The organism is Thiobacillus sp. SCN 63-57, assembly GCF_001725555.1.
Taxonomy (GTDB): domain Bacteria; phylum Pseudomonadota; class Gammaproteobacteria; order Burkholderiales; family Thiobacillaceae; genus Thiobacillus.
The window spans coordinates 16,779-33,269 of the sequence record NZ_MEGP01000021.1 but is presented as its reverse complement, the minus strand read 5'-3'; the positions used below and the strand labels follow the sequence as shown (position 1 = coordinate 33,269).

18 protein-coding genes are annotated in these 16,491 nt (G+C 61.3%); 14 read left to right on the top strand and 4 right to left on the bottom strand.

All coding sequences use genetic code 11. The features are described 5' to 3' along the window. Positions 1-32: 32 nt before the first annotated feature. The 13 genes from ABT23_RS09705 to ABT23_RS09645 all read left to right on the top strand — a co-directional run bounded on the left by ABT23_RS09705 (position 33) and on the right by ABT23_RS09645 (position 12,026). Positions 33-641 carry a hypothetical protein gene (locus ABT23_RS09705; RefSeq protein ID WP_296634315.1) on the top strand — a complete coding sequence of 203 codons (609 nt, stop codon included), beginning with the start codon at positions 33-35 and terminating at the stop codon, positions 639-641. A gap of 277 nt (positions 642-918) precedes the next feature. Further along, complete coding sequence (locus tag ABT23_RS09700) at positions 919-1,311, top strand: hypothetical protein (RefSeq protein WP_296634312.1); 393 nt, start codon at positions 919-921, stop codon at positions 1,309-1,311. 229 nt (positions 1,312-1,540) lie between these two features. Then, on the top strand, positions 1,541-3,556 hold the full coding sequence (locus ABT23_RS09695) for a catalase (protein WP_296634309.1): 2,016 nt from the start codon (positions 1,541-1,543) through the stop codon (positions 3,554-3,556). Between the two features lie 45 nt (positions 3,557-3,601). Further along, positions 3,602-4,276 (top strand): superoxide dismutase, encoded by a 675-nt coding sequence (locus ABT23_RS09690; protein WP_366366525.1) that lies wholly within the window; start codon positions 3,602-3,604, stop codon positions 4,274-4,276. 31 nt (positions 4,277-4,307) lie between these two features. Further along, positions 4,308-4,691, top strand: coding sequence for a hypothetical protein (locus ABT23_RS09685; RefSeq protein WP_296634305.1), 384 nt, complete (start codon positions 4,308-4,310; stop codon positions 4,689-4,691). Positions 4,692-4,747: 56 nt separating this feature from the next. After that, positions 4,748-6,658 carry an AsmA family protein gene (locus tag ABT23_RS09680; RefSeq protein WP_296634302.1) on the top strand — a complete coding sequence of 637 codons (1,911 nt, stop codon included), beginning with the start codon at positions 4,748-4,750 and terminating at the stop codon, positions 6,656-6,658. Between the two features lie 58 nt (positions 6,659-6,716). After that, entirely contained in the window at positions 6,717-7,895 is a 1,179-nt protein-coding gene (locus ABT23_RS09675) for an AI-2E family transporter (protein WP_296634299.1), read from the top strand. A 370-nt stretch (positions 7,896-8,265) separates the two neighbouring features. Beyond that, positions 8,266-8,949, top strand: coding sequence for a PEP-CTERM sorting domain-containing protein (locus ABT23_RS09670; RefSeq protein ID WP_296634296.1), 684 nt, complete (start codon positions 8,266-8,268; stop codon positions 8,947-8,949). A gap of 28 nt (positions 8,950-8,977) precedes the next feature. Further along, complete coding sequence (locus ABT23_RS09665) at positions 8,978-9,394, top strand: BON domain-containing protein (protein ID WP_296634294.1); 417 nt, start codon at positions 8,978-8,980, stop codon at positions 9,392-9,394. A gap of 65 nt (positions 9,395-9,459) precedes the next feature. Then, complete coding sequence (locus ABT23_RS09660) at positions 9,460-9,675, top strand: CsbD family protein (protein ID WP_296634293.1); 216 nt, start codon at positions 9,460-9,462, stop codon at positions 9,673-9,675. 92 nt (positions 9,676-9,767) lie between these two features. Further along, a complete protein-coding gene (locus tag ABT23_RS09655) occupies positions 9,768-10,838 on the top strand; it encodes an NAD(P)H-dependent oxidoreductase (RefSeq protein ID WP_296634290.1) in 1,071 nt (356 codons plus the stop codon). An 81-nt stretch (positions 10,839-10,919) separates the two neighbouring features. Further along, positions 10,920-11,471 carry a hypothetical protein gene (locus ABT23_RS09650; protein ID WP_296634285.1) on the top strand — a complete coding sequence of 184 codons (552 nt, stop codon included), beginning with the start codon at positions 10,920-10,922 and terminating at the stop codon, positions 11,469-11,471. A gap of 66 nt (positions 11,472-11,537) precedes the next feature. Next, on the top strand, positions 11,538-12,026 hold the full coding sequence (locus tag ABT23_RS09645) for a YetF domain-containing protein (RefSeq protein WP_296634283.1): 489 nt from the start codon (positions 11,538-11,540) through the stop codon (positions 12,024-12,026). A gap of 147 nt (positions 12,027-12,173) precedes the next feature. On the opposite strand, the gene ABT23_RS09640 is transcribed toward ABT23_RS09645, so the two are convergent. Next, on the bottom strand, positions 12,174-12,596 hold the full coding sequence (locus ABT23_RS09640; protein ID WP_296634282.1) for a low affinity iron permease family protein: 423 nt from the start codon (positions 12,594-12,596) through the stop codon (positions 12,174-12,176). A gap of 345 nt (positions 12,597-12,941) precedes the next feature. On the opposite strand from ABT23_RS09640, the gene ABT23_RS09635 reads away from it, so the two are divergent. Next, the gene (locus tag ABT23_RS09635; RefSeq protein WP_296634279.1) at positions 12,942-13,811 is read left to right on the top strand and encodes a YihY/virulence factor BrkB family protein; all 870 of its coding nucleotides are present in this window, start codon (positions 12,942-12,944) and stop codon (positions 13,809-13,811) included. 124 nt (positions 13,812-13,935) lie between these two features. Here ABT23_RS09635 and ABT23_RS09630 read toward each other — a convergent pair whose 3' ends face one another. The 3 genes from ABT23_RS09630 to ABT23_RS09620 all read right to left on the bottom strand — a co-directional run bounded on the left by ABT23_RS09630 (position 13,936) and on the right by ABT23_RS09620 (position 16,477). Continuing rightward, the gene (locus ABT23_RS09630) at positions 13,936-14,418 is read right to left on the bottom strand and encodes a hemerythrin domain-containing protein (RefSeq protein WP_296634277.1); all 483 of its coding nucleotides are present in this window, start codon (positions 14,416-14,418) and stop codon (positions 13,936-13,938) included. Between the two features lie 338 nt (positions 14,419-14,756). Beyond that, positions 14,757-15,734 (bottom strand): c-type cytochrome, encoded by a 978-nt coding sequence (locus tag ABT23_RS09625; protein ID WP_296634274.1) that lies wholly within the window; start codon positions 15,732-15,734, stop codon positions 14,757-14,759. Further along, entirely contained in the window at positions 15,731-16,477 is a 747-nt protein-coding gene (locus tag ABT23_RS09620) for a c-type cytochrome (RefSeq protein WP_296634272.1), read from the bottom strand. Before ABT23_RS09620 ends, ABT23_RS09625 begins: the two co-directional genes overlap by 4 nt. Between the last annotated feature and the right edge of the window lie 14 nt (positions 16,478-16,491).

Here is a 16,491-nt window from a genome sequence, read left to right as displayed (position 1 = left end):
GCAGTGCCTAACGTTGACATACCGAATCGTGCGTGACGCCGACGGCGCAAGTTTCTGCCCGGGGTGTGCACGTTCGATTGGGTCATGTTCAAGCCCATTTATTATTGAAGGAGATTTCCATGAAGCTCAGTCCCGCAATTTTCCTGGCGCTCGGTTTTGCCGTTTCGGGGTCCGTCCCTTTGTACGCCGCCGATTCGAGCGGCCACCCACAGAGTCCGTCCAGCACCTCCCCCGGCATGACCGACGGGGCACAAAAAAACTACCAGGATGCCCTGGATAACTGCAACAAAAAGACCGGTGCGTCCAAGTCCAACTGCATGAAGAAGGCAGCGGAGGAAAAATGCAAGGACATGACCGGCAAGGCCAAGTCGACGTGCATGAAGAATGCGACGAGCTCACATCCTGGGTCGTCCGGCAATGCCTCAGGCATGAAACGCCATCAGGACGGCCGTGCGACCGACATGCCGGGCGGTGCGCCCATGGAAGGCCCCACCGGTGGTTCATCCGGACAGCCTGGCTCGCAAATGAGTACGCCGGATGGTTCGCCATACGGTTCTCCCACCGGTTCGCCGAGCGGTTCCCCGGATGGTTCATCCAGTGGTTCCCCGAGTGGTTCCACCAGCGGTTCCGGTTCGTATTAACGATAAAACTAGTTAGCCAGCGTACGCAGGTCGTGGCGCCGTATATCGCATGCGCCGCGGCCTTGCCCTGTCTGTGCCCACCTCTGCAGGGCGTGGGTAAGGGCGTCAGTATCGGCCTACATCGTCGAGAACGAAAACTGACAATTTTCTCGGCGAATACGGATGGTGAGCATTCAGCGTGAACCCTAGAGTGCTGCTTATGCCGAGCCAGCCGACAGGCTGTCTGCCACCGAATGGCCCGGCCTGTTCACCAACCGATCCAATGAAGGAGTCTGAAATGAAATTACGTCACGCGATGTTCATTGCCCTGGGGCTCTCCATCATGGCCCCGTTGTATGCCGCCGACATGAAGGATGTCATGGAGGATCGGGCCGAGGCCCGCCACGATGCCGCTAAGGATCAGGCCGAAAGGAATTACGACGTGGCCAAGGACAATTGCAAAAAAATGTCCGGCAATGCGAAGGACGTCTGCATGAAGGATGCGAAGGCCGCCTACGTCGGCGCGAAGGCCCAGGCCAAGGCGAATGAGAAAGCGACCAAGAGTCAGGCCGAGGCCAACGAAGACAAGATGAAAGCCGATTACAAGGCTGCCAAGGAGCGTTGCGACAGCCTGTCGGGCAGCGCCAAGGATGCCTGCGTCAGCGAGGCGAAAATGAAATACATGCAGTAGCAGGTGGACTCCCGATGCACCGTTCCGGCGGTGCATGCCAATGGGTTGGGCGCCGTACCTCTGCCGGATGGCTTCCCGATCCCCGCCCGCTGTCTCGTGCGGACGAATCCAGATTGCCTAGAGGAGAGAGTCCATGGCCAAGCCGAAGCATACGTCCCAAACACCTGCGAAAAGTAGCATCTCCAGCCGTTCGTTTGAGCACACGGGCAACGGGGGTGAGCTGCATCAGATGACCGACCAGCGCGATCATACGCTCACGACCAACCAGGGCGTGGCAATTGCGGACGATCAGAATTCGCTTACTGCCGGCGAACGTGGGCCTACGCTGCTCGAGGATTTTGTCCTTCGCGAGAAGATCACGCACTTCGACCATGAACGTATCCCCGAGCGGATCGTGCATGCGCGCGGCTCGGGTGCGCACGGCTATTTCCAGGCCTATCGCGATCTCGGCGATCTCACCTGCGCGGCATTCCTGTGCGACCCGGATGTGCAGACCCCTGTGTTTGCCCGTTTCTCCACGGTTGCCGGCGGGGCGGGGTCGGTCGACCTGCCGCGCGACGTGCGTGGGTTTGCCGTCAAGTTCTACACGCAGGAAGGCAATTTCGATCTGGTGGGCAACAACATCCCGGTGTTCTTCATCCAGGATGCGATGAAATTTCCCGATCTGATTCACGCCGCCAAAATGGAACCGGACCGGGGCTATCCCCAGGCCGCGACTGCCCACGACACCTTCTGGGACTTCGTTTCGCTCATGCCCGAGAGCATGCACATGATTCTATGGGCCATGTCCGATCGGGCGATCCCGCGTTCGCTGCGCATGATGGAGGGGTTCGGGATCCATACCTTTCGCTTGGTCAACGCGAAGGGGAAGTCGACTTTCGTCAAGTTCCACTGGCGTCCCCGCATCGGTTCGGCTTCCGTCCTGTGGGACGAAGCCGTGAAAATTTGCGGCGCGGACCCGGATTTTCACCGGCGCGACCTGTACGAGGCGATCGAGCGTGGCGACTTCCCGGAATGGGAGCTGTCCGTCCAGGCATTCGACGAGGCCACCGCCGAGTCCTTGCCCTTCGATGTGCTGGATCCGACCAAGCTGATACCGGAAGAAAGCATTCCGCTGCAGCCGATCGGGAAGATGGTTCTGAACCGCAACCCCGACAATTTTTTCGCCGAGACCGAGCAGGTCGCCTTCCATCCGGGGCATATTGTTCCGGGTATCGATTTCAGCGACGATCCCCTGCTGCAGGGCCGGCTGTTTTCCTATCTCGACACCCAGCTGTCGCGGCTTGGGGGGCCCAATTTCCATCAGTTGCCGATCAATCGGCCGCGCTGTCCGATGCACAATTTTCAGCGCGATGCCGTCATGCAGACGGATGTTCCCCAGGGGCGCGTGAACTACGAGCCGAACAGCCTGGCGCCGGAATCGCCGAAAGAAAATCCGGCGGCCGGATTCGACACGCATCCTGCCACGCAAAGCGGCGACAAGCTGCGTGTGCGTCCGGAGACCTTCAAGGACCATTACAGCCAGGCGCGCCTGTTCTATCGGTCGATGACAGCGCCGGAACAGGACCATATCGTCTGCGCCTTCACCTTCGAACTCGGCAAGGTGGAAACCGTCGCAGTACGGTGCCGGATACTCGGCCATCTCCGCCATGTCGATCCGGAACTGTGCGACAGGGTGGCGCGTGCGCTGGGCATGGAAGGCCAGGCCGACACGATTGCTCCGGCTGCAACCCCCATCGATCTGAGTCTTTCGCCGACGCTTAGTCTGTTGGCGAAGGCCAAGCCCACGCTGGAGGGCCGGAAGATCGGCGTTCTGGTCAGCGAGGGCTACGACTCTGCCATTCTGGATGCCCTGCTGACCGCGGCCGAGACCGAAGGTGCGGTGCTGGAAGTGATCGGCCTGCATGTGGGGCCAATCCCATCCAGCACCGGCGAGACGCTCACCCCGCACCATGCCGTGGCAGCCGCTCCCTCGGTCCTGTTCGACACGGTCGTGCTGGCGATTTCAGGGACGGCCGTCGATGCCATGAAGCAGAAGGCGGCCGTGATGAATTTCATCCTCGATGCCTATGCGCATCTGAAAATCATCGGGTACACACCCGATGCGATGCCGCTTCTGGATCGGGCAGAGGTCGCGATCGACGACGGCGTCGTGAAGATGGACGCGCGCGAAGGAGTGGCTTCCTATATCGACGCCGCCAAATACGGGCGCGTCTGGTCGCGCGCCGTGCTTATCCAGGCATAACGCCGGAACGGCCCATTTAACTCAATCCTTGAACGGAGCCCTTGTATGAATCTACCGCAACACGACTTTCCTTCCACGGCCTCGGTGACAGCCGGCGGCATCAGTACGGCCATGCTCGAGAACATGAGTTTCCCCTACGAACTGCCAGCCTTGCCTTATGCCATGGATGCGTTGAGCCCGGTCATTTCCGAGAACACGCTCAGGTTCCATCATGGCAAGCATCATCAAACCTATATCGATGCCCTCAACAAGGCGATCGACGACACCGAGTTCCAGGCCATGCCGATCAAGGCCATGATTCTGGCGGCTGGCGCGGGCGGAAAAACCGAGATTTTCAATAATGCGGCCCAGGCATGGAACCATGCGTTCTACTGGGATAGCCTCTGTCAAAACGGCGGGGGCGATCCGCCGCCCATCCTCAAGCAGATGATCGACGTGTCCTTCGGTTCGGTCGAGGCGTGCCGGCAGGAACTCGTGCATGCCGCCGTGACCCAGTTCGGAACCGGATGGGCCTGGCTGGTGCTGGACGGCAAGAAAATCAGCGTGATGAAGACCGAGGATGCGGATACGCCGCTGACATCCGGCATGAGGCCCCTGCTCGCCATCGACGTATGGGAACACGCGTATTACCTCGACTACCAGAACCGGCGCAAGGACCATGTGGCCGGCGTCGTCGACAAACTCATCAACTGGAAGTTCGCCGCCGACAATCTCGCGTGAACACGAACCCATTACACAAGAAAGAAATCCCATGAACAACAGCGAAAGCATCACCCACGACGGAGAAATCCCGATCTACGACGCCGTCCGACACCTCACACGGGATGAGGTCGAGAAAACCGTCCGGAAAAACGCCGCCGCCCGCCAGTTCGACGTTACCGACGAACACCTGGACGTGATTAATTCCCTGATCGAACACTACAAACAGGATTGCAGGTCGCGCGACTGTCTCGCCGCGCACGAACACATGCGTTTTCTTGAAGAAGCATACGAATTCAAGGGGGGTGGCAAATATCTGTACCAGCTGTTCGATGCCGTACCGGACACGCGCGGTGTCCTCATGCCGATTCATGAGCTCGCAGGGTTGCCGACTCTTCGGCTGGAACAAGACAAGGGATTCGGAACGGCGTTCTGAACGGATACGCACCCATTGCCAGGTGCGCCGCTCAATGGAGCCGATCCGCTTGTCCGATGACGCCACGCACGAAGATGGCGGTCGCCCTGCCGTTCGTGACCCTGGCAATCCTGCTCGTGGTGGTGGCGAATGTGACAAACTGGAACGCGCTGCGCGAGCCGATTGCCCATGCGGTTCATGCCAAGACCCACCGCACCTTGCGAATCGGAGGCGATCTCGACATCGGCTTGCGATGGCCTGTCGTGCGGGTTCACGCGTCCGATGTGACGTTTTCCAATCCATCCTGGGCCAGCCGGCCGAACATGATCGACGTGCGCCATGCGACGGTCGATATCGCCATTTTTCCACTCTTTCGCGGCCAGATCGTGTTTCCGCAGGTGCAGCTCGATCAGGCCGCGCTCGCTTTCGAAAAGAGCCGGGACGGGCGCAGGAATTGGCTGCTCGATCGCCGTCAGCGTGACAGCCAGGCGCGCGTCGCCATCCGGCATCTTGCGGTCGGCGACGGGCGCGTCGAGTATGACGATCCTGCGCAGGGCACGCGCCTGAGCGCGCGGATCACGACATCGCATGGGTCGGACAAGACATCCGCGCCATTGAGGTTCACCGTGCAGGGGCGCTACAAGGGCGAGCCTCTTGTCGCCCAGGGCGCCGGTGACACCATACTGGCGTTGCGTGACGAAACGCGGCCGTACCATCTGAATGTGTCCGGGAAGATCGGCCAGACTGCGGTCGACGCAGACGGTCGCATCACCAATCTGCTCAAACTGTCCGCGGTCGATCTCCAGATCGTGCTCAGGGGCGCCAACCTGGCGCAACTCTATCCCTTGGTCGGCGTGGTATTCCCGGATACGCCGCCTTATCGGACGCGCGGTCGCCTGGTGCATGCTTCCCATCAATGGCGCTACGAAAAATTCACCGGCGAGATGGGCAGGAGCGACATCGCCGGCAGTCTCAGCATCGATACGGGAGGCCGGCGCCCCCTGCTGGTTGCCCGTCTCGATTCGACGCGCCTCGACATTTCCGATCTGGGTCCCCTCGTCGGAGCGGGCCAGGCAGGCGAGAAGCCTGCGAGGGCTGAGTCTGCACCAACCGGCATCCTGCCGGGCAAGGCATTTCGCACCCAGCGTTGGAACCATATGGACGCGGATGTGACCCTCGATGCCGGCTCGATCGAGCGTCCGGCAGCCTTGCCGCTCCATCGATTGTCGACACGTTTGCGGTTGCAGGACGGGCGCCTGAGGCTGGACCCCTTGCGGTTCGACGTGGCAGGCGGAACGCTGGCGGGTGCCGTGACGCTGGATGGACGTGCATCCCCCATCCAGGCTTCGGCGAAACTCCAGGCGCGCACACTCCAGTTGGCCAAGCTGTTTCCAACCCTCGATCGTTCGATGGCGAGCATCGGCGAGTTCAATGGAAACATCGATCTGAAAGGACAGGGCGATACTGTTGCATCGATGCTCGGCAGCGCGAACGGACAGGCGTCGTTGGTGATCGACGGCGGTGAAGTCAGCAAGCTCCTGATGGAAACGATGAGCCTTCATCTGCTGGAAATGCTGCAACTGAAAGTCACCGGCGACGAGCCCGTCCGGATCCGGTGCGGAATCGCCGATTTCGCGGTGAAGCAGGGCGTCATGCAGCCCGACATCCTGGTTCTCGATACGGACGTCAGCCGCATCGACGGAAGCGGTCGGATCGATCTCGGACAGGAACGCCTCGACCTGACCGTGGTGCCGAAAAGCCGAAAACCCAGTCTGGTCGCATTGCGTACGCCCATCCACGTGCAAGGCAGCTTTGCCCATCCGCAGGCCAGCCTGGACAAGGGCAAGCTGGCCATGCGCGGCCTCGGAGCGCTTGCGCTGGGAGCGGTCAACCCCGCGCTGGCGCTCCTCCCTCTGATCGATGCCGGACGCAACGCCGACAGCGAGTGCCGACGCCTGATCGGGGAAGTACGGGCGGCCGATCGCTAAGCGCCCCCGAATCCGCCGTAACGTCGTATAAATTCATTCATCGATTCCTGTCGGAGGCATGATGGACAATGCGCATGAAACACCCGTCGATGTTGCACGAGGTTCGGGAGAAAACAGTTCCGTCGAAACGCCGGGGCCCGCCCGGATTTCAGCCGACATCCACAGCCTTCCGCTTATCCTGCTGACCGTATTCGCGAGTGTGTTCATTCTCGACTGGGCCCAGGATTTCTTCATTCCGCTGGTCCTGGGCATCATCCTCAGCTATGCGCTTTCCCCCCTGGTCAACCGGTTGCAGACATGGCATGTGCCGCGCGCGGTCGGGGCCGCGGTGTTGCTGCTGATGATCATGGGCGGCAGCGGTTTCATGGCGTATTCGCTGCAGGATGAAACGGCGAGCATGATCGAAACCCTGCCCGAGGCGGCGCAGAAATTCCGCCATACCCTGAATCGGGAATGGCGCGGCTCCAAGGGGGCGATTGAAAATGTACAAAAAGCGGCGGATCAGATCGAACACGCCGCGAGCGAGACGGCTGTGGCGGTGTCGCCGGCGCCGCGTGGCGTGACCCGCGTCCAGATCGAGCAGCCCAAGTTCAATATTCGGGACTATCTGTGGAATGGCACCCGCGGCGTGCTGTCCTTCCTGAGTCTCGCCGTGATGGTGTTGTTTCTGGCCTACTTCCTGATGCTTTCGGGCGATACGTTCCGGCGCAAGCTCGTCAAGCTCTCGGGCCCGACCCTCAGCAGGAAGAAGATCACCGTCCAGATGCTGGACGAGATCAGCGCCCAAATTCAGCGTTATCTGCTGGTCCAGGTCTTCACCAGTGTTCTTGTCGGGATCACGAGCTGGCTCGCCTTTCTCTGGATCGGCCTGGAGCATGCCGCCGTATGGGGCATTGCAGCGGCCATTCTCAACCTCGTTCCCTACCTGGGCGCGATCGTCATCATCGGCGGAACGGCGCTGGTGGGGTTTCTGCAATTCGAGAGCCTGGGCATGGCGCTGGCCATCGCTGCGATCTCGCTCACCATCCACGGCCTGGAAGGAAATTTGCTCACACCCTGGCTCACCGGCCGGGCCAGCCGCATGAATGCGGTGGTGGTCTTCGTCGGTGTGTTGTTCTGGGGATGGTTGTGGGGCGCGTGGGGGCTCCTGCTCGGCATGCCGATCATGATGGTCATCAAGTCGGTGTGCGATCGCGTCGAGGAATTCAAATCCGTCGGCGAATTCATGGCGGGCTAAGGCGCCCGTCCGCTCGGCATACCTTCTTTCCTGCACCGTGATCCACAAGCGACCCAGGTCATCCGACACGCGCTTCCTTCATTCCTACATGCGGAAGCGTTTCCTTCTTATACCTGTAGCCACGGACCCTGCCTAGAGTGGACGTGTAGCTATCTGCTGTCGTCAACCGCATCTCCGGGTCGGTCTTGGCGAAAGGATCCTGCCATCCAGTACGGGTCTCCACGGCCGTGGCGAGGATTTCCCTGAGCGGACAGATAGCTACACCACGGCGGAGGGCATACACGGCCATCCGGATTTTTCTTGAACTTGAAAGCGCAAAAGGGAAGCGGTCTCCCTATTTCGATTCCATGGCAACCGGGAGGAGCAACACATGAAGCGAGTGAATCATATGGCGGCAGGGGTCTTTTTGCTGGCCCAGGCATTCTCCGGAGTGGCTTTCGCCGCATCGGTCACCCTCAGTGGCGATAGTGTTGATTTCACGTTCGACGATACGCTGATGGGGCTCTTTGGCCAGCCCGTTCTGAGCGGCGACACCCTGTCTTTCACGCCGGTGGATTTCAAGGCGGCGTCGACCAACGGCGCGGGTTATACGCTTGCCGCCAACACCGCCAACATCCAGATGACGGCCCACAACGGTTATTCGTTCTCCAGCATTGATCTTGCCGAACGGGGCGATTACATGCTGCTTGGCGGCGGCAGTACGGCTGACGTCGCAGGCCAGGTACGGGTCTACGACGTGCTCGACCCTGCGAAGGACACGATGACCAGCATTGCGCCCGATGCGGCCATGGATCAGACGGGGGGCAACACGCACCCGTGGACCGCTGCCGCATCCACCGAATGGGCCGGTACCCGGACGGTGAATGTGTCGTTCCAAAATCTTCTCGTGGCATCGACGAGCGGATCGTCGTCACTCGCCTACGTGGACAAGAAATATGGCGGCTTGACGGCGACCACGGCCGCGGTGACGCCCGTTCCGGAGGCGCAGGTCAGCGCCATGATGCTGGCCGGACTGGGTTTGATCGGCTGGAAGATCGGGCGCCGCCGCGTTTGAAAACACGGGATGCAAGGCAGGAAGACGGTTGATTGACCGAGAGTCGGCCAAAAAGGCGGTCGACCCGATCGGCCCTGCATCCATTAACCAGCAAAAAGGAAAGCATCCATTAACCAGCAAAAAGGAAACCATCATGAATGCCAGCAAATTATTTGCAGCCATGCTCGCCGTCAGCACCCTGACGGTGGGTGGGTGCGCGGTGACGCGTGAGCAGTCGACCGTCGGACAGTATGTGGACGATTCGACGATCACGACCCAGGTCAAGGCCCGGTTTGCGGAAAGCCCCGTGGTCAGCGCCATGGCGATCAAGGTTGAAACGCTGAACGGGACCGTCCAGCTCTCCGGCTTTGCCAAGAATGCGACGGAACGGGATACGGCCGAATCGATTGCCCGCAAGGTGCCGAACGTGAAGGCGGTCAAGAACGACATCGTCGTCAAACCGTAAGCAGTGGGTGCGCGCCAGATCCCTTGGCGCGCGATTGTGTAGTGTGTGTTGAAAAGGAGAGAACCATGAATTGGGACATTATCGAAGGCAACTGGAAACAGATGAAAGGCAAGTTCAAGGAGCAGTGGGGCAAGCTCACCGACGACGATTTCGACGCCATCGAGGGCCGTCGCGATCAGCTCACCGGAAAGATCCAGGAACGCTATGGCGTGACCCGTGATGACGCCGAGAAGCAGGTCAAGGAATGGCAAAACCAGGCCAAGGACGACTGGTTCCATTGATCGTCCATCGGCGGTTTCGCTAGCAACGGCAGGCAGACGGGATCGACTCGATGCCGGCGTCCTCCCGTTGCGCTGCCGCACCATGACGCCCCATGATCACGATCCGCACAGGCCAGGCGCCAGCGATGCTGGATCGTCAGACCTTCGGCCAGCGATTCCGTATGGCCTATGCCGATCCCTTGTACGAGACAGTTGCCGACGCACTCGAACGCCTCGAGGAAGTCGCCTGGCAGGCGTATGTCACCGGCAGGAAATCGCCCCGCACCGAGCGTGCCGGTGCGGATTTCGAGAACCCCGATTTCGAACTGTCGAGCGAATGGCTGGCTACCCGGCGCCGCGTGCTGCAGGCCCAGGAGAAATGGAGCCGCCCGGAGACGCCCACACGCGTCCTGCTGGTTTGCGGTGCGGCCCGGAATGACGGGACCTGTCCCGGCGAGATGTCGAAGACGTTTCGCCTGCTCAGCCGCATTCGGGAAACCGTCATGCAGGACGGGGTGGAGACCGACGTGCTCGACCTCAGTCTCCTGGCGTCCGAATATGGCCGCCACATCCACCCGTGCAAAGGCTGCGTGTCGACCGCCATGCCCTTGTGTCACTGGCCCTGTTCCTGCTACCCGAACCACGGACTGAACCAGACGAACGACTGGATGGCCGAGATCTACGAGCGTTGGACGGCTGCCCATGCCGTCGTCATCGTCACCCCGGTTTACTGGTACCAGAGTCCGAGCCCGCTCAAATTGATGATCGACCGGCTGGTGTGCGCGGACGGGGGAAACCCCGATCCCACGCGCACGGCCGGCAAGGATCCGGCACGGGCCAAGGACCTGGAAATGGCCGGATGGGACTATCCCAAGCATCTGGCGGGACGGGTATATGGGCTGTTGGTGCATGGCGACGTGGCCGGGATAGAAAGTTCGCGCCGCGCGCTGTCCGACTGGCTCGACTGGATGGGCTTGATCGATGCCGGTCCCCAGGCGCGCCTCGATCGCTATATCGGCTATTACGAACCCTATGCCGACAGCCATGACACGCTGGACCGGGACGCAGCCGTGCAGGAAGAAGCGGGCAACGTCGGCCGCGCGGTCGTGCATGCGGTCACCGCATTGCGTGCAGGGCAATGGGCGCCCCACCGGCCGGTCGGGCGCAACCCCCGCCCCAAATAGGGGCAGCGGATTTCTGTATCGGCGAGTGCAGCCTCGCAGGTTTCGCCGCACCGTCGGATCGGTATCCGGGAAAGGAGCGATATGAAAATCAAGCGTGTGATATTCGGCGAACGGTCGCTGACCAAGGTGGCGGGTCTCTTCATGAACCGGAGCGGAGCGGAAGATGCCGCCCAGCAGGTGAAACGCACGGCGGGTCTCGACGATACCCAGGTGGATCTGGTGGGCCCGCCCGATGGAGATGCCACGGGCAGTCCCGCATTTTCCAGCAAGCTGGAACCCGAGCAGGCGGGCATCTGGCGCACGCTCGTGAGAGCGCACCTGGTGTCGGGCGCCGCGGGCGTGGTAGCCGGCATCCTGCTTTATCTGGGTTTCATCGTGGCCGGCAATGCCGCCGTCGTGAGTACGGCCGGCATGAGCTTCGCGGTCTTTGCTTTTTTCGGTGGGGTGTTGGGGCTTCTGGTGGGCGGCTTGTTGACGGCGCGCCCCGATCATGTCCTCGTGATCGCGTCCGTGCGGCGGGCCATTCGCAAGGGCCGCTGGGCCGTCGTCATCCATCCTGTGACGCAAGTCCAGATCGACCGGGCCGTGAGCGAACTCCGTGGACGCAGCTATCGGGTCGTGCGCAGCCTGTGAAGGCAGTCCCCACGGCCCCCCCGTTCGCGTCAGGCGCGGTCATGGCGAAGGTGAGGAAACACAGGCATGGACTGGCGTTCGGTTTTCGTTCCCACTGTTCCGCTTCTGGAGATCATTCTTCGCGGTACGGTGATTTATCTTTTTCTCTTTTTCATGCTGCGGGTCTCGCGGCGCGAAACGGGGGGAATGGGGATTTCCGATCTGCTGGTAGTGGTGCTTGTCGCCGATGCTTCACAAAACGCCATGGCCAGCGAGTACAAGTCGATCACCGAGGGACTGGTACTGGTAGCGACGATCGCGTTCTGGGACTTCTTTCTGGACTGGCTCGGCTACCGGTTTACCTGCATCGAGCGCTTACTTCGTCCGGCTCCGCTTCTCTTGATCAAGAACGGTCGGCTGCTCAGGCAAAACATGAAACGCGAACTGATTCGGGAAGAAGAACTGATGGCGAAGCTGCGTGAACACGGTATCCGCGAGCGGGAGTTGGCGGAAGTCAGTCAATGCTACCTGGAAGGGGATGGGCGTATCAGCGTCATCAAACGTGCGTCCGCCTGAGTCGAGACGGCTTACGTCCCACGTTGAGAATTTGCCAAACTGTCGCGTAACGCATCGAACGCGTGACGATTGGAGACAACCGCCTTTGGCTGCGTTCGAATACATGGCTGCGAGGATCTTCTGGTTTTCACATCCTGCGTGGTGCGGTTACGACTCGTCGCGGTGCGGACCGGGGTAGGGCTGGCTGCGCAATTCATGCCGGGCCTGTTTCGCCAGGTCCGTGTAACGGGCCCGGATGCGTTCCAGATCCTCCGGCTCGAGCTCTTCCAGATCGAGCAGAGAGTTCTGCGCGTCGTGCGCCGCGCGAATCAGCTCGTCGAGCTTGATCTGCATCGCTTCGGCGTCACGATTTTGCGTGTTCTGGATGAGGAACACCATCAGGAACGTGATGATGGTGGTGCCGGTATTGATGACAAGTTGCCAGGTGTCGTTGAAGTCGAACAGGGGCCCGCTCAGCCCCCAGACAACGACGATGCACAAGGCAATCATGAACGTACGGGGGGCCCCCATCATGCGGGCTGCAGTCTGGGCGAACCGCGAAAACCGGCTGCCGTTGTTGATCGCACTCATCCTGCTTTCCACGTTAGGCGCACCACACACCCGGCCCCAAAGCTTTCCTTGTCGCCATGTTGCTTGGCAGGCTTACGCCCCGGGTTGTTTCTCATCGCGGTCCTTTTGCGCATTTATGCGCATCGTGGCGGTATCTTAGGGAGAAACCTTCACCCTCATCACCAGCCGCCGCCGAGCCCGTTGTAGGCGGTTTCTCATGTGCGTGTCGGTGCATCCCGATAAAGCCTTGACAGCGCCTGCATGCGCATCTGCGGGGCGAAAGCCCATATTGAGCTGCACTAGAATCAAGGCATGGAAAGTGGATATCTACGCATGGCCGGAAAACACACTCGGAGTCGGTGGTGGATGCGTTATCTGCGGGTTCCCATCCGCGCCGGCCGGAGCTGGGCGGCGCACCGCCTGACGACGCATGGCGCAGCCCTGGCCTATTACGCCGTCTTCGCGCTGTCGCCCATCCTCGTCATCGCCGTGTCGATCTCGGGCCTGTTTTTTGGCCGGGATGCCGTCGAGGGACGGATCGTGGTCCAGATGGAAGGCTTGCTGGGCCACGCCGGAGCCAGTCTGGTGCAGAGATTGCTGGAAGCGAGCTATCTGTCCGGCCAGGGCGGCATCGCGGTGCTGCTTGGTCTCGCCGGCATGCTGATGGGTGCCACGGGTCTGTTCGTTGAAATGAGCGTCGCCTTCGAACGGATCTTCGACGCGAAGCGCGAGTACCGTCACGTCATGGCGGTACTGCTGATGGATCGCCTGCGCGGCCTGGCCATCATCATCGGCGTCGGCTTTCTGCTCATCGTCTCGCTGCTGGCGAGTACCGCGACCATTGCATTGGGTAGCTATCTGACCCGCGGCTTCGGTACTTGGTTAAGACTGGCCGGTGTGTTCCAGGCCCTGGTCTCGCTGGCCTCCATGACTGCCCTGGTGCTACTGCTCTACCGCCTGCTCATACCGGTGCGGATGCCGCGCCGCATTTTGCTGACGGGCGCCGCGATATCCGCAGTGCTGTTCGAGGTGGGCAAATGGGGAATCGGGCTGTATCTGGGGCGTGGCGCGATCATGAGCACGTTCGGGGCGGCCGGTTCGCTGGCGGTGATCCTGCTGTGGGTCTATTACGTTTCGCTGATCATGCTCTACGGGGCTGAGATCACCCACCAGTTGTATCGCCTGCATCGGATCCACCAGCGGGCGGCAGGAGGTGCGGCTCGCGTCAGCCGTTGAAGCAGCGCCCGTAGGAAAGGGCGTGGGAAAATCGGGCCAGGCGAGCGCCGGATGAGGCGCCATTCGAGCCCACCCCTGACCCCTTTAGTGATGATCCGGTTTTCGCTGGACCGGCCCGACCACCTCAGCCAGCCAACGCCTCCGCATCCGCCATCAATTCTTCCTTGCGGGCTTGCAGGGCGTCACGCATTTTCACCAGGTCCACTTTCGACGCACGGGCTTTCGGAAACATTTCATTGCGCTCTTCCTTGACGTGGTGGTCGATGTACTCGCCCAGTACCGTCACTTTGGCGTCATAGAGCGTGTCGCCCGGCGTCATTTCCTGGATCTGGGCGATCAGATCCTTGGCGCTGGCGTGCTCGACGCCGGCTTCGTCCATCATGAGATCTTCCTTGATCGCCTTGCGCACCGCGGGGTAGAAGATTTCTTCCTCCAGCTGTGTGTGCACGATCAGTTCCCGGCAGATTTTTTCCGCCAGCTGACGTTTCTTTTCCCGGGAATTGCCGCGCGCTTCAGCCAATTCCTCGTATTCGGCAAACATCTTCTTGACGGCCTTGTGGTCGGCGTCAAGGAAATCGCACGCATCTTTCTGCTTGGTGGTAGCCATATTTTTCCTCCGGAAAAGGGATGAACAAACGAACCTCTAGACAGGTGTCCGACAAGGTACTTTGCATTAAACGGGGTGCGCCACCCGTACACAATCGCCTTCCACCCAACGTCGTGTCAGACAATTCCCAATAAGAAGCGGTGCGGAGAAAAAGAAATGCGCCGGAGCGTGAATGGCGGGCTTTAAGCCCCCCGGAATTCATGATTGATTCCCAGCGTGGGCGGTACCCGGGGCTTGCCGAATCCCGATAGGCCAGCCGCAACAGGCCTGAAGTGGCTGGCAGGATGTACGTTTAGGCGCGCTGTTCTCGCAAGGCGGGGCAGGCGATCCCTTACGCCCTAGGAGGATTTCCCCTTTCGCGGGTCGGGCGGCCGCGGCTTGCTATCCAGGTATTGGGCCACATCCCAGGCTTCCTGCTCGCTCAGCGAGTTGCCTTTGCCCAGGGGCATGTTCGCGTGGACGAATGCGGCGGCATTCTTGACCTTGGACATGCCGGCCCCGCCGTTGAACGAGTTCTTTCCCCACAGCGGCGGGAATACGTAGCGGCCGCTCATTTCCGTGCCCTGTCCGTCGGCGCCGTGACAGAGGGCACAGTTGGCCTCGAACACCTGCTTCCCACGTGCCGCATCCGGCTTCTGCGGCGGTTCCGGAAGCGTGGGATAACCGCGGCCCTTGAGCTCGACGCCGATCGGTGCGCCTTTGGCCAGCCAGTAGCTGTAGCTGACAAGCGCCACCATTTCCTTGCTGTCGGGGGCCGGCGCTTTTCCGTTCATGCTGAAGCGGAAGCATCCGGCGAGACGCTCTTCATAGGTGTTGACGTGCTTGTTCTTGTCGCGATAGGCCGGAAACATGCCATACGCGGCCCACAAGGGGGCCGAATCCGCCTTGCGTCCCGCACCCAGATGACAGTTCACGCAATTGAGCTTGTTGCCGACATATTGACGCGCATAGGTCTGGGTGTCGGTGAAGATGGCCTTGCCCAAACGGACGGCTTGGCCGAATTCTCCGGTGGGCATGGCCTCGTCGGGCGGAGGCGAAAAATCGACCTGGATCGTCTTGGCGTTGCGCAGTCTGGCAGGGTCGGGCGTTTGCTCGATCACTTTGGGCATGTCCGTGCCGGGCGCCTTGCCATGGTCCGAGATACCTGCTGGTGGCGCGGCCGCCGCAGGCGGTGGAGCGGTCTCGGCAACGAGGGTGGCCGGTATCGCGATGATGCCAGCCACGACGAGCGCTCCGCCGACGGCCATCACGATCCAGCCGGGATGGAATGTGCGCGTCTGCTTCTGGCTTTCATACCAGGTTCTGAATGACATCATTTCTCCTTCCCTGGGCGCGACGGGTTCTCGAGATACCGGCTGACGGCGGCGATTTCCGCGTCGCTCATTTTTTCGGCGACGGCCTGCATCAGGCCCAGCGGATCATTGGTTCGCTGGGCCGCTCTCCAGGCGTTCAGCTGGGTCTGGGTGTAGGCCATGGGCTGGCCGGCCAGGGCGGGGAAGTGCGGGGGAACCCCTTCGCCCGTGATGCCGTGGCAGGCGAAACAGGCGGGCATTTCCTTGGTCCAGTCGCCCTCCGTGGCGATTTTCAGTCCCTGTGCGTATTGAGCCGAAGGGGTGTGCGGCGCGGTCGTCTGCTTCCAGCCGGGGAGGCTGGCATAGTAGTCGGCGGCATCACGCATCTGTGCGGCGCTGAGCGAACGGGCGATCGGCGCCATCTGGGGATTCTTGCGCGTGCCGTCGGCAAATGCCTGGAGCTGCTTCAGCAGATACGCCTGGCCCTGTCCTGCGAGCCGCGGAAACCCGGCCGCTGCCTGACCTTCTCCCTGGGCGCCATGACAGGTCATGCAGGCGGGGGCGCCCCCGCCGCCTTGCTGTGCAAGCGTGGCGCCGGCAAGTCGATCGGCGTGCGCCAGCGACGCACCTGTCGCGCCCCAGGCAATCGACACGACGCCTGCGAGCAGGGACCGGAAATCCGTGGCGCGCGCGGGCAGGTGCGGAGGGCGAGGCAGAACGCGATTCCTTGATCCCGGCATCCAGGCAACGATGAACGACAGTGGCATGGAGGGGCTCCCAT